Below are 13,146 nucleotides of genomic sequence, written 5' to 3'. Positions count from 1 at the left end.
GGCGGGGACAGGACGTCCCCGCCTTTTTGATCAGGGCATGGATGCCCTGTCAAAAAGCCCGGCCAGCCCTCACGGACCCTCCGATGGCTTTGCCATCGGAGGGCGCCAAGCAGGGTGCCCTTCTCTTTGCTTAGCTTTCTCTTGGGCAAAGCAAGAGAAAGTAAGTCGCCCCGCGGCAGCGGGGCGAAACACTCGCCGAGGGCGAGACACCCTGGCGTCAGTACGACAATCGACTATCACCACTACTGGATGATTCGCTTCGCTCACCCCTTCGGGGCCGCCCTGCGGGCGTTCTTCGCGCTACGCGGTCGTCCGGCCTACGCCGGAATGACGAGCAAAACGGATTCCGGCCCACGCCGTGATGACGGAGGATGAGTGACCTTCGACACTGTCGACAAAACACCCCCCCTGCCTAGCCTGCCCGGCTAGCCGCGCCACCCCGCGGCACCCGCCACCGAAGGGGACCACCATGCACCACCTCGCCCGTCCACTGGCCCTGGCCATCACCCTGACCCTCTCCACCCTGGCCATCGCCGGCCCCGCCGGCACCTTCGACATCAAAGACCTCGACCAGAAGATCGCCCCCTGCGCCGACTTCAACGGCTTCGTCAACGCCAAATGGGTCGCCACCCACCCGATCCCGCCGGACCGCACGCGCTGGGGCTCCTTCGACGCCCTGCGCGAAGACAGCCTCAACGCCCAGCGCACCATCGTCGAAGCCGCCGCCAAACACCCGGCGCAAAGCCAGGCCGGCTCGATCGAACAGAACATCGGTTACCTGTACGCCTCCGGCATGGACGTCGCCGCCATCGAGAAAGCCGGCTACGACCCGATCAAGCCGCAGCTCGCGCGCATCGACGCACTGCAGAACGGCGCCGACGTCGCCGCCTATATCCGCGACAGCTACGCGCGCGGCGACAGCGTGCTGTTCCGCTTCTCCGGCAGCCCGGACTTCAAGGATTCCAGCCGCCAGATCGCCTACGCCGGCCAGAGCGGCCTGGGCCTGCCCACCGCCGACTATTACAGCAAGGCCGACTTCGACAAGATCCGCGAAGCCTACGTCGCGCACATCGCGCGCACCCTGCAACTGGTCGGCGTTAGCGCGGCCGATGCGCAGGCGCAGGCCAAGGCAGTGATGGCGTTCGAGACGCGCCTGGCCGCTGCATCACTGGTGCCGACCGAATTGCGCAAACCGGAGAACCGCTATCACTTCGTCAGCATCGCCGACGCCGACAAGGTGACCCCGCACTTCGACTGGGCGGCGTTCTTCCAGGCGCAGGGCGCCGACGTGAAGGATGGCTTCTCGCTGTCGCATCCGAAGTTCTTCACTGAGGTTGACAAGATGCTGGCAGAGACGCCGGCAGCGGACTGGCAGGCCTATCTGCGCTTCCATGCGGTGGACAGTGCCGCGCCCTATCTGTCGACCGCGTTCCAGCAGGAAGACTTCGACTTCAATGCGAAGACGCTCAACGACCAGAAGGAAATGAAGGCGCGCTGGAAGCGCACGCTCGATGCGCTCAACGACAGCATGGGCATGGCGTTGGGCCAGCTCTATGTGGCGCGTTATTTCTCGCCGGAATCCAAGCAGCGCGCGCAAGGCCTGGTGGACAACCTGCGCGCCGCCTACAAGTCGCGCATCGAGAACCTGGAGTGGATGAGCGCCGCGACCAAGCAGAAAGCGCTGGAGAAATGGGCCAGTTTCACGCCCAAGATCGGCTATCCGGACAAGTGGCGCGACTGGAGCGGCCTCGCGCTGAAGCCGGGCGATTATTTCGGCAACGTGCACGCGGCGGCCAAGTTCAACTACGACTATATGGTGCGCAAGATCGGCAAGCCGGTGGACCGCAGCGAATGGGGCATGACGCCGCAGACGGTGAACGCGTCCTACAACGCGCAGAAGAACGAGATCGTGTTCCCCGCCGCCATCCTGCAGCCGCCGTTCTTCGACGCCAAGGTCGACGACGCGCTCAACTACGGCGGCATCGGCGCGGTGATCGGCCATGAGATGGGCCATGGCTACGACGACCAGGGCAGCAAGTTCGACGCCCAGGGCAACAACGTCAACTGGTGGACCGATGCCGACCGCAAGGCCTTCGAGGAACGCACCGGCAAGCTGGCCGCGCAGTTCAACGGCTACGAGGCGCTGCCGGGCAAGTTCGTCAACGGCCAGCTGACCATGGGCGAGAACATCGGCGACCTGGGCGGCCTCAATGCCGCCTACGATGCGCTGCAGATGGCGCTGGCGAAGAACCCGGCCGAGGCCAAGCAGAGCATCGACGGCTACCACCAGGACCAGCGTTTCTTCCTCAACTGGGCGCGCGTGTGGCGCGGCAATATCCGCGATGCCGCGCAACTCACCCTGCTCAATACCGATCCGCACGCACCGGGGAAATTCCGCGCAATCGGTGCGCCGTCGAACATGGCGGCGTTCGCGCAGGCGTTCCAGTGCAAGCCGGGCGACAAGATGGTGCGTTCGGGCGAGCAGCAGGTGAAGGTCTGGTAAGACCGCAACCAGCGCCGACATGAAAAACCCGCGGGTGCGAGCCCGCGGGTTTTTCTTTACCAGCTATCGGAGGAACCGCCGCCACCGGAATCGCCACCGCCGCCGGAGAACGAATCGGACGACGAGTCGGAGGATGAGGACGAGGAAGAAGACCAGGAATCGCTGCTGCTGTCCCTGTCCAGGAAGGCCACCGCACCGGCGGAGGAATGCGCGCGCCGCCGCCGTTTGCCGTTGCTTTGCACGCCGTGCCAGCGCCAGACGTCCATGAAGCCAGGAGGCCATGAACCAGCCGGGGCCTTGCTACGCCGCCCGCTGCCAGCCTTCATTTGCAGGTACTCGGCGCGCATCCAGCGATAGCGCGAACCGAAAATGCCGGCCAGATAGATCGACACGATCCCCAGCGCCGCGGGCCACGGCGCCATGCCGAACGGAAACAGCAGGCACAGCAGCGGCAGCCACAGGATCTTCCAGCCGCCGGCCGCGGCGGCGATCCCGCCGAACAGGGTCGCCATGACCAGCGGCAGGATAAACGCCCACCAGGGCGCCCAGGCGTCGTCATGCTTGATCGGCGTGCCCTGCGCCTGCTGCCCCGCCAAGGCTGCCAGCACCGCATCGACACCCGCTTCCATGCCGCCCGCGTAATCGCCCGCGGCGAAATGCGGATGCATGCTGTCGCGCAGGATGCGCGAGCTGGCCAGGTCCGTGAGCGTGCCTTCCAGTCCGTAGCCGACTTCGATGCGCGCGTGGCGATCCTTCACCGCCAGCACGATCAGCACGCCGTCGTCGACACCTTTGCGCCCGAGCTTCCAGCCATGCAGCACCTCGTTGGCGTAGCTCTCGATATCGCGCCCGCCGAGGTCGGTCACGGTGAGCACCACTACCTGGTTGCCGGTAGCCCGTTCTTCGGCTGCCAGCTTGGCCTCGATCGACGCGGCGTTCGCGCCGAGCACGCGGGCGTAGTCGTTGACGCGGCCGTGCAGCACCGGCAGGGGTGCCTCATCGGCAAGCGCGGGCCAGGCGATCACCAGCCATAACGCGGCCAGCCAGAGCATCCATCGAATTTGTGCCGTCCGCTGCATGGTTTGCATCCTTGCAAGTGATGAGCCGAGTTTCGCCCGCACATTACAGCAGCAGCTTGCGCACCTTCAGCAGCGCGGTGATGAAGGCGTCGATCTCCTCGCGGGTGTTGTAGAACGCCAGCGAGGCGCGCAGCGTGGCCGGCACGCCGTAGAACTGCATCAGCGGATGCGCGCAGTGGTGGCCGGAGCGCACGGCGACGCCTTGCAGGTCCAGCAAGGTGGCGAGATCCGTCGCCTGGGCGCCGTCGATCAGGAACGAGATCACCGGCTCCTTGTCCTTGGCCTCGCCGAAGATGCGCAGGCCGGGAATTTCGCGCAGGCGCTCGGTGGCGTAGGCCAGCAGCTGCTGTTCCCAGGCATGGATGGCTTCGAAGCCGACCGAGGCGTAGTAGTCGATCGCCGCCGACACGCCGGCAAAACCCGCGATATTCGGCGTACCCGCCTCGAAGCGGTGCGGCGGCTCGGCGAAGGTGGTGCCGCTGAAGCGCACTTCGCGGATCATCTCGCCACCGCCGAAGAACGGCGGCATCGCCTGCAGCAGTTCCTTGCGCGCCCACAGCGCGCCGGTGCCGGTGGGCGCCAGCATCTTGTGGCCGGTGATCGCATAGAAATCGCAGCCCAGCGCCTGCACGTCGACCGGACGGTGCGGCACTGCCTGCGAACCGTCGACCAGCAGCGGGATGCCGCGCTTGCGGCATTCGCGCGCCAGCTCGCGCACCGGGTTGACCGTGCCCAGCACGTTGGAGACATGGCTCACGCAGGCGAGCTTCACCTCGGGCGTAAGCAGCTTGAGGTATTCCTCGACGATCAGCTCGCCGCGCTCGTCGATCGGCGCCGGCTTCACCGTGGCGCCGCTGCGCGCGGCGACGATCTGCCACGGCACGATATTGGCGTGATGGTCCATGACCGTGGTGACGATGGCGTCGCCCGGCTGCAGTTGCGGCAGCGCGTAGCTATAGGCCACCAGGTTGATCGCCTGGGTGGTGCCGGAGGTCAGCACGATCTCGTTGCGCGACGTGGCGTTGATGAAGGCCGCCAGCTTGTCGCGCGCACCCTCGTAGGCGGCGGTGGCTTCCTCGCCCAGCAGATGCACGGCGCGCGAGACATTGGCGTTGTGCAGCCGGTAGTGCTGGTCGACCGCCTCGATCACGCTCTGCGGCTTCTGGCTGGTATTGGCGTTATCGAAATACACCAGCGGCTTGCCGTGCACGCTGCGCGCCAGCAGCGGGAAATCGGCGCGGATGCGTTGCACGTCGAAGGCGGTGGGAAGCTGGGCTTGGGCGTTCATCGGCTGGGGATCCGGTGGCGTGGGCGTCATTCGGCCGGCAGGTGGGCCAGCAGCAGCTGGGAGACGTGTTCGCGCAGCGCCTCGTTCGGCATCGCCTGCAGCACCGCGCGGCAGAACGCGGCGGTGAGCATGGCGCGCGCCTCGGTGTGCGGGATGCCGCGCGAGCGCAGGTAGAACAGCGCGCGCTCGTCCAGCTGGCCAACGGTAGCGCCGTGCGCGGCCTTCACTTCGTCGGCGTAGATTTCCAGTTCCGGCTTGGTGTCGATCTCGGCCAGCGCGGACAGCAGCAGGTTCTTGCTGCTCAGCGATGCGTCGCTGCCGTCGGCGCCCTCGGCCACCACGATGCCGCCGCGGAACACGCCGCGCGAACGCTGGTCGGCGACGCCGCGCCAGGTGGATTCGGACGCGGTGTTCAGCGCCGCGTGGCGCAGCGCCAACTGCGTGTCGACATGTTGGCGGCCATGCAGCGCGAAGACACCGTTGGAGACGAAGCGCGCTTCGTCGCCGGCCAGTTCCGTGCGCAGGTCGTGGCGCACCAGCGCGCCGCCCAGTTCGAGCACGTGCAGCGCGGCATGCGCGCGTGCGCCGAGGCGCAGCTGGTTGTGGCGGATCAGGGTCGCGTCTTCGGCGGCGTCCTGCACGATCGCGTAGTCGAGCTTCGCGCCATCGCGCAGCACCACCTCGCCGACCACGGTAGCCAGGTGCTTCTGCGTGCCGGTGGCGACGTGGTGTTCGACCAGGGCGAGTTCGGCACCCTCTTCCAGTTCGACGATATTGCGCAGATGCCAGGCCAGGTCGCCATCGGCCGGTGCGCCGATAAACAGCAGATGCACCGACTTGGCGATCGCCGTGCCAGCCGCAACGCGCAGCACCACGCCGTCGCTGGCCAAGGCGGCGTTGAGCCGGGCGAACGCGTCGCCGGCCTCACGGTAGCGATGCGCCAACGCGAAACGCAGGCCTTCGGCGTCCTCGCGCAGCGCCTGCGACAACGGGCGCAGGCTCAAGCCGGCCGGCAGTTCGGCCAGCGAAGACAGGTCAGCGCGGAACGCGCCGTTGACGAACACCAGATGCGGACCATCCACGCCCGGCAGCGCCAGCGCGCCGGCATCGATCGCACGCACGGCGGCCTGCGCGTCGCCATGTTCGAAGCGGCGCTGCGCCAGTGCGCGCAGCGCGGTGTACTTCCAGGCTTCGACGCGGGTATCGGGCAGGCCGGCATCGGCGAAGGCATCGAGGTTCTCGCGCCGCGCCGCATCCAGCCACGCGACCTCGCTGCCGGGCAGGCGCGCCAGCGCTGCTGCTTCAGGCAGCGAGGCGACGAACGGCGTGCGCGCCGGCTCGCTCATGCCTGCGCCCCGGTCGGGCTGCGCTCGTTGACCCAGGCGTAGCCATGTTGTTCCAGCTTCAGCGCCAGCGACTTGTCGCCGCTCTCGACGATGCGGCCGTCCGCCAGCACGTGCACGAAATCCGGCTCGACGTAGTGCAGCAGGCGCTGGTAGTGGGTGATCATCAGGAACGAACGCTCGGCCGAACGCAGCGCGTTGACGCCCTGCGCCACCTGCTTGAGCGCGTCGATGTCCAGGCCCGAGTCGGTCTCGTCCAGGATCGCCAGCTTCGGCTCCAGCACGGCCATCTGGAAGATCTCGTTGCGCTTCTTCTCGCCGCCGGAGAAACCTTCGTTGACCGCGCGATGCAGCAGCTCGTCGGAGATCTGCATGATCTTCAATTTCTCGCGCACCAGCTTGAGGAACTGCATCGAATCCAGCTCCGCCTCGCCGCGCTGCTTGCGCTGCGCATTGAGCGCGGCACGCAGGAAGTAGGTGTTGTTCACGCCGGGGATTTCCACCGGATACTGCAGCGCCAGGAACACGCCGGCGGCGGCGCGCTCTTCCGGTTCCAGCGCCAGCAGGTCGCGGCCTTCGAAGGTCACCGAGCCTTCGGTCACTTCGTAGCCGTCGCGTCCCGAGAGCACATTGCCCAGGGTGGATTTGCCGGCGCCGTTCGGGCCCATGATGGCGTGCACCTCGCCGGGGTTCACGGTGAGCGTGAGGCCCTTGAGGATGCTCTTGCCCTCGACGCGGGCGTGCAGGTTCTCGATCTTCAGCATGTCACTTCAAATCCGCGGAGTTCTTGATGGAGCCGGAGCAGGTGTCGCCTTCCTGGGCGCCGTCCAGCCAGACCTTGAGTTGTTCGGTGCGCTGGCGGGTGAGCTTCGCCTTGGCGCCGGTGTAGCAGGTGGGGTACATGCTGCCGTACTGGACGCGGGCGTCCTGGCCCTTGGCCACCGGGTACAGCGCTTCCAGCTCGGCATCGCGGAACTGCAGCCACAGGCGCTGCGAGGCCTTGAGCTTGTCCAGGAACTGCGGCTGGTCCTTGTACTTGGCCAGGATGCTTTTCCACACGCTGTTGAGTTCGGCATCGGCCTTGCCGAAATCGGCGCCGGCGCAGGCGTCGATTTCCAGCTGCGTACCCGGGTTGCTGCAGTTCGGTTGCCGGGCCGTGGCGGCCAGCGGCAACGCGGCGCAGAGCAGGAACAGAAGCGCGCGCTTCATCCGACCGCTCCTTCCAGCGAAACCTCCAGCAGCTTCTTCGCTTCCACCGCGAATTCCATCGGCAGCTCGCGGAACACCTGCTTGCAGAAACCGTCGACGATCATCGACACGGCATCCTCTTCGCTGATGCCGCGGCTGCGGCAGTAGAACAGCTGGTCGTCGGAGATCTTGGAGGTGGTCGCCTCGTGCTCGACGATCGCGCTGGGGTTCTTCACTTCCATGTACGGGAAGGTGTGCGCGCCGCAGCGCTTGCCGATCAGCAGCGAATCGCACTGGGTGTAGTTGCGCGCGCCCTCGGCGCCCTTCTCCACTTTCACCAGGCCGCGATAGGCATTGGAGCTGCGGCCGGCGCTGATGCCCTTGGAGACGATCTTCGACTTGGTGTGCTTGCCGATGTGGATCATCTTGGTGCCGGTGTCGGCCTGCTGGCGATGATGGGTCAGCGCCACCGAATAGAACTCGCCGACCGAGCGGTCGCCGCGCAGCACGCAGCTGGGGTATTTCCAGGTGATCGCCGAGCCGGTTTCGACCTGGGTCCAGGAGATCTTGGAATCCGCGCCGCGGCAATCGCCGCGCTTGGTCACGAAGTTGTAGATGCCGCCGACGCCGTTCTCGTCGCCGGGGTACCAGTTCTGCACGGTGGAGTATTTGATCTGCGCGCGCTCCAGCGCCACCAGCTCGACCACCGCGGCGTGCAGCTGGTTCTCGTCGCGCATCGGCGCGGTGCAGCCTTCCAGGTAGGAGACGTAGGCGTCGTCCTCGCACACGATGAGCGTGCGCTCGAACTGGCCGGTGTTCACCGCGTTGATGCGGAAGTAGGTGGACAGCTCCATCGGGCAGCGCACGCCCTTGGGGATGAACACGAACGAGCCGTCGGAGAACACCGCGGAATTCAGCGCGGCGAAGTAGTTGTCGCCGGCGGGCACCACGCTGCCCAGGTATTGCTGTACGAGATCGCCGTGTTCGCGAATCGCTTCGCTCATCGAGCAGAAGATCACGCCGGCGGCGGCCAGCTCCTTGCGGAAGGTGGTGCCGACGGATACCGAATCGAACACCGCATCCACCGCCACGCCAGCGAGCTTCGCGCGCTCATGCAACGGCACGCCGAGCTTGTCGTAGGTTTCCAGCAGCTTCGGGTCGACTTCGTCCAGCGACTTCGGGCCGGCCTTGGGCGCGGCGTAGTAGCTGATCGCCTGGTAGTCGATCGGAGTGAGCTTGAGCTTGGCCCAATCCGGCGCCGGCATGGTCAGCCAGTGGCGGTAGGCCTTCAGCCGCCACTCGGTCATCCACTGCGGCTCCTGCTTGATCGCGGAGAGCTGGCGGATGATGTCCTCGTTGAGGCCCGGCGGCAGGCTGATGGTCTCGATGTCGGTGACGAAGCCGGCCTCGTAGCGACGGCCTAGCGCTTCGGCCACCTGGGCGTTGTCGCGCAGCACCGTGGTGGCGTTGTCCTCGACGGCCGTGTGGCTGGGTTCGTGAGTCATGCGGTGGTCCTGCTTTTCAGGGTGCTGAGTGCGACGGTCGCCACCGGCGGGGCCGGCTGCGGCTTGAGCATGTCGGCCAGGCTGACGGCGCGCAGGGCGTTGTCCACCACGTGGCTCACCAGCCGCCAGCTGCCGCGCACGTTGCATTGCGATTCGCGCTCGCACTGCCCCGCGGCGACGCCGCACTCGGTCATGCCGATCGGTCCTTCCATCGCTTCCACGATCTGCGCCAGCGAGATCGCCTCGGCCGGACGCGCCAGCCGGTAGCCGCCGTTGACGCCGCGGAACGATTCGACCAGCCCCGCATGGCTCAGCGACTTCAGCAGCTTGCTCACGGTGGGCAGCTCCAGCCGCGCCTCGTCGGCGATCTGCGCGGTGCTGAGCACGTCGTGCGGATGGACGGCGATGCAGGTCATCACCACCGTGGCGTAATCGGTAAGGCGGCTGACGCGGAGCATGAGGACGGATGGGCCGGATCGGGGAATCGGGACCAAAATGGTACGGATTAAGCGCGCCTGGGTCAATCTCATGGCATTGCACCAAACCCGGGAACAGATACCTGCGGAAGCGCCAAAGCGGCGCTTCGTCGGACAATTCGCCGAGCTAAGCCATTGAATCTCCGCACACCGGCGCAAACCCGCCGACTGGCACGCAACGTGCTGCAACGCCACATACCAATCCGCTCATGGGGAACGCGCCGGATGAAGTGGCTTACCGCAATCATCAAACCCTTCACGCTGGACGACGTCCGGCAGGCCCTGTCCGAGACCGGCGTCGCCGGCATGACGGTGACCGAGGTCAAGGGCTTCGGCCGCCAGCACGGCCATACCGAGCTGTACCGCGGCGCCGAGTACGTGGTGGATTTCCTGCCCAAGCTGAAGATCGAGGTGGCGGTGGCGGACGAGCAGTTGGAACGGGCGATCGAGGCGATCAGCGGCGCCGCGCGCACCGGCAAGATCGGCGACGGCAAGATCTTCGTCAGCGAACTGGAACAGGCGATCCGCATCCGCACCATGGAGGTGGACAACGATGCGCTTTGAGAAGCGGGGAACGGAGAACGGAGAACGGAGAACGGGGCGCCTCGTTTTCCTTGGGAGTTTGCTGGCGATGCTGTCGCTGCCGGCGTGGGGCCAGGCCGCCGCGCCCGCGCATATCGACAGCGGCGACACCGCCTGGATGCTCACCGCCACCGCGCTGGTGCTGCTGATGACCATCCCGGGCCTGGCGCTGTTCTACGGCGGCATGGTGCGCGCGAAGAACCTGCTGTCGGTGCTGATGCAGTGCTTCGCCATCACCGCGATGGTGACGGTGCTGTGGATCGCGTACGGCTATTCGCTGGCCTTCAGCACGGTGGGCATGCAGGCCGGCAGCATCGGTTGGCATTCGATCATCGGCGGGCTGGATCGCGCGATGCTGGCGGGGCTGAAACCCGACTCGCGCTACCAGACGGTGCCCGAGGCGGTGTTCGTGATGTTCCAGATGACCTTCGCCATCATCACGCCGGCGCTGATCGTGGGCGCCTATGCCGAGCGCATGAAGTTCAGCGCGATGCTGTGGTTCAGCGGCCTGTGGCTGACCTTCGTCTACCTGCCGGTGGCGCATATGGTGTGGAGCGGCCCCGGCTCGCTGCTCGGCGACCTGGGCGTGCTGGATTTCGCCGGCGGCACGGTGGTGCACATCAATGCCGGTATCGCCGGCCTGATCGCCTGCCTGGTGATCGGCAAGCGCCGCGGCTATCCGCACGTGCCGATGCCGCCGCACAACCTCGGTTACACGGTGATCGGCGCCAGCCTGCTGTGGCTGGGCTGGTTCGGCTTCAACGCGGGTTCCGCGGTGGCCGCCAACGGCAGCGCCGGCATGGCCATGCTGGTGACGCAGATCGCCACCGCGGCCGCCGCGCTGGGCTGGCTGGTGGCCGAGTGGGTGGTGCATGGGCGGCCCAGCGTGCTGGGCATCGTGTCGGGCGCCGTGGCGGGCCTGGTCGCGGTGACGCCCGCGGCCGGCACCGCGGGGCCGGGCGGTTCGCTGGTGCTGGGCTTTGCCGCTGGCGTGGTGTGCTTCTTCAGCGCCACGCGCCTGAAGCACAAGTTCGGCTATGACGACTCGCTCGACGTGTTCGGCGTGCACGCGGTGGCGGGCATCCTCGGCGGCCTGCTGACCGGGCCGCTGGCCTCGCCCGCACTGGGCGGCTTCGGCACGGTGACGTCGCTGTGGGGGCAGCTGTGGATCCAGGCCAAGGGCGTGGGCTTCACCATCGCGTGGAGCGCGGTGCTGAGCTTCGTGCTGCTGAAGCTGATCGACAAGACGCTGGGCCTGCGCGTGGACGACGAGCAGGAAATGCAGGGCCTGGATATCGCGTTGCACGAAGAGAAGGCCTACAACCTGTCCTGACGCCACGCCTGCCGTAGGTTGGGGTGAGCGCAGCGAACCCCAACGTCGCGACCTGCATGACGCAAGAGAAGCTCCGCGCCAGCCATGCACGTTCGTTGGGGTTCGCTGCGCTCACCCCAACCTACGCTGCTTGGCTAGCTCTGGCGGCGGCGGCTAAGCTGCCCGCCATGACCGATCGCACCACCGCCCGCCTCGCCTGGGCCCGCTCCGTTCTCGACGATGCCACGCTGACGCTGGAAGCGGCCTTCGCCGACGCCAGCTTCCGCAGCTACTGGCGCACGCACCACCAGGGCACCAGCTGGATCGTGATGGACTCGCCGCCGGATCGCGAAGACCCGCGCCCCTGGCTGGCCATCGGCGAACGCCTCGCCGCCGCCGGCCTGCACGTGCCGGCGGTGCGTGCGCAGGATCTGCAACAAGGCTTTCTGCTGATCGAAGATCTCGGCCACCGGTTGTACCTGTCCGAGTTGAACGAGCACAACGCCGATGCGCTTTACGGCGATGCGATGGATGCGCTGCTGCTGATGCAGACGCGCATGGACTACCGCGAGCTGCCGCCGTTCGACCGCGACATGCTGGTGCGCGGCCTGGAAGTGATGCCGGAGTGGTTCCTCGCGCGCCACCTGGGCCACACGCCCAGCGGCGACGAGTGCGAGGTGCTGCAAGCCGCGTTCGACACGATCATCCACAACGCGCTGGAGCAGCCGCGCTGCTTCGTGCATCGCGACTATCACAGCCGCAACCTGCTGGTGGTCGAGCGCGACAATCCCGGCGTCATCGATTTCCAGGGCGCGCTCGCCGGCCCGGTCACCTACGACCTCGCCTCGCTGCTGCGCGATGCCTACATCGTGTGGCCGCGCGAGCGGGTTGCGGCCTGGGTGGAGTCGTACCGCCAGCGCCTGCTCGGCGCCGGCGTAATCGATGCGAACGTGGATGCCGCGCGCTTCCTGCGCTGGTTCGACCTGACCGGGCTGCACCGGCATGTGCGCGTGCTCGGCCAGTTCTATCGGCTGTGGTATCGCGACGGCAAGCCGGGCTATCTCGCCGACGTGCCGACGGTCTATCACTACGTCAGCACGGTGGCGCGCAGCTATCCGGAGCTGGCCGGGTTCGCCGCGCTGCTGGAACGCCACGCCGCCGGCCGCGACCTGACCCAGGTGGCCGCATGAGGCACGCACTGATCTTCGCCGCCGGCCTGGGCGAGCGCATGCGCCCGCTCACCGGCCACACGCCCAAGCCCTTGCTTGAGGCGGGTGGCAAGCCGCTGATCGTGTGGCATCTGGAAAAGCTCGCCGCGGTTGGCGTGCACTACGTGGTGATCAACACCTCGCACCTGGCGGATCAATTCCCGCAGGCGCTGGGCGATGGCTCGCGCTGGGGCCTGCGTATCCGCTATGCCTACGAAGGCCCCACGCCACTGGAAACCGGCGGTGGCATGCGCAATGCGCTGAGCCTGCTGGGGCCGGAGCCGTTCATCGCGGTCAGCGCCGATATCTACAGCGACTACGACTACGCCAGGCTGCCGCTGGAGCCCACCGGCCTGGCCCATCTGGTGATGGTGCCGAATCCGGATTGGCACGCCGGAGGTGACTTCGTACTGCACGAAGGCCAACTGCAGGAACAAGGCCCCGGCGAGCGGCTCACCTTCGGCAATATCGGCGTGTACCGCCCGCAGTTCGTGCACGATCACGCGCCTGGGCGCTTCAAGCTGCTGCCGCTGTACCAGCAGGCGATGCGCGACGGGCAACTGAGCGGCGAGCGCTACGACGGCTTCTGGCGCAACCTGGGCAACCCGGCGCAACTGGCCGAACTGGACGCGCAACTGCGCGCCGGCTGAACCGGAGCGGCT

12 protein-coding genes are annotated in these 13,146 nt (G+C 67.0%); 5 read left to right on the top strand and 7 right to left on the bottom strand.

The genetic code is table 11. From position 1 onward, the window contains the following. Positions 1–469 precede the first annotated feature (469 nt). Positions 470–2,503 (top strand): M13 family metallopeptidase, encoded by a 2,034-nt coding sequence (locus tag AB4083_RS18715; RefSeq protein WP_441609886.1) that lies wholly within the window; start codon positions 470–472, stop codon positions 2,501–2,503. A 56-nt stretch (positions 2,504–2,559) separates the two neighbouring features. Here AB4083_RS18715 and AB4083_RS18710 read toward each other — a convergent pair whose 3' ends face one another. Genes AB4083_RS18710 through AB4083_RS18680 form a run of 7 tightly spaced genes read right to left on the bottom strand, consistent with a single transcriptional unit; the run spans position 2,560 to position 9,364 of the window. Then, positions 2,560–3,582, bottom strand: coding sequence for a TPM domain-containing protein (locus tag AB4083_RS18710; RefSeq protein WP_441609885.1), 1,023 nt, complete (start codon positions 3,580–3,582; stop codon positions 2,560–2,562). 43 nt (positions 3,583–3,625) lie between these two features. Continuing rightward, entirely contained in the window at positions 3,626–4,870 is a 1,245-nt protein-coding gene (locus AB4083_RS18705; protein ID WP_441609883.1) for an aminotransferase class V-fold PLP-dependent enzyme, read from the bottom strand. A gap of 26 nt (positions 4,871–4,896) precedes the next feature. Continuing rightward, on the bottom strand, positions 4,897–6,216 hold the full coding sequence (sufD, locus tag AB4083_RS18700; RefSeq protein ID WP_441609882.1) for a Fe-S cluster assembly protein SufD: 1,320 nt from the start codon (positions 6,214–6,216) through the stop codon (positions 4,897–4,899). Next, on the bottom strand, positions 6,213–6,977 hold the full coding sequence (sufC, locus tag AB4083_RS18695; protein WP_441609880.1) for a Fe-S cluster assembly ATPase SufC: 765 nt from the start codon (positions 6,975–6,977) through the stop codon (positions 6,213–6,215). Before sufC ends, sufD begins: the two co-directional genes overlap by 4 nt. Position 6,978: 1 nt before the next feature. Continuing rightward, positions 6,979–7,422 carry a lysozyme inhibitor LprI family protein gene (locus tag AB4083_RS18690; protein ID WP_441609878.1) on the bottom strand — a complete coding sequence of 148 codons (444 nt, stop codon included), beginning with the start codon at positions 7,420–7,422 and terminating at the stop codon, positions 6,979–6,981. Beyond that, entirely contained in the window at positions 7,419–8,906 is a 1,488-nt protein-coding gene (gene sufB, locus AB4083_RS18685; RefSeq protein WP_441609876.1) for a Fe-S cluster assembly protein SufB, read from the bottom strand. The genes AB4083_RS18690 and sufB overlap by 4 nt, the downstream gene beginning before the upstream one ends. Next, entirely contained in the window at positions 8,903–9,364 is a 462-nt protein-coding gene (locus tag AB4083_RS18680) for an SUF system Fe-S cluster assembly regulator (RefSeq protein WP_441609874.1), read from the bottom strand. Before AB4083_RS18680 ends, sufB begins: the two co-directional genes overlap by 4 nt. Before the next feature lie 243 nt (positions 9,365–9,607). On the opposite strand from AB4083_RS18680, the gene AB4083_RS18675 reads away from it, so the two are divergent. The 4 genes from AB4083_RS18675 (at position 9,608) to murU (ending at position 13,134) form a co-directional block, all read left to right on the top strand. After that, positions 9,608–9,946 (top strand): P-II family nitrogen regulator, encoded by a 339-nt coding sequence (locus AB4083_RS18675; protein WP_441609872.1) that lies wholly within the window; start codon positions 9,608–9,610, stop codon positions 9,944–9,946. A gap of 67 nt (positions 9,947–10,013) precedes the next feature. Next, positions 10,014–11,297 carry an ammonium transporter gene (locus AB4083_RS18670; RefSeq protein ID WP_441609870.1) on the top strand — a complete coding sequence of 428 codons (1,284 nt, stop codon included), beginning with the start codon at positions 10,014–10,016 and terminating at the stop codon, positions 11,295–11,297. Between the two features lie 167 nt (positions 11,298–11,464). Then, on the top strand, positions 11,465–12,466 hold the full coding sequence (locus AB4083_RS18665; protein WP_441609868.1) for an aminoglycoside phosphotransferase family protein: 1,002 nt from the start codon (positions 11,465–11,467) through the stop codon (positions 12,464–12,466). Then, a complete protein-coding gene (gene murU / locus AB4083_RS18660) occupies positions 12,463–13,134 on the top strand; it encodes an N-acetylmuramate alpha-1-phosphate uridylyltransferase MurU (protein WP_441609866.1) in 672 nt (223 codons plus the stop codon). The genes AB4083_RS18665 and murU overlap by 4 nt, the downstream gene beginning before the upstream one ends. Positions 13,135–13,146: the final 12 nt, after the last annotated feature.

This window comes from Dyella sp. 2RAB6 (assembly GCF_052115385.1).
In the GTDB taxonomy this organism is placed as follows: domain Bacteria; phylum Pseudomonadota; class Gammaproteobacteria; order Xanthomonadales; family Rhodanobacteraceae; genus Dyella_D.
This window is presented reverse-complemented; position numbering and strand designations above follow the sequence as displayed.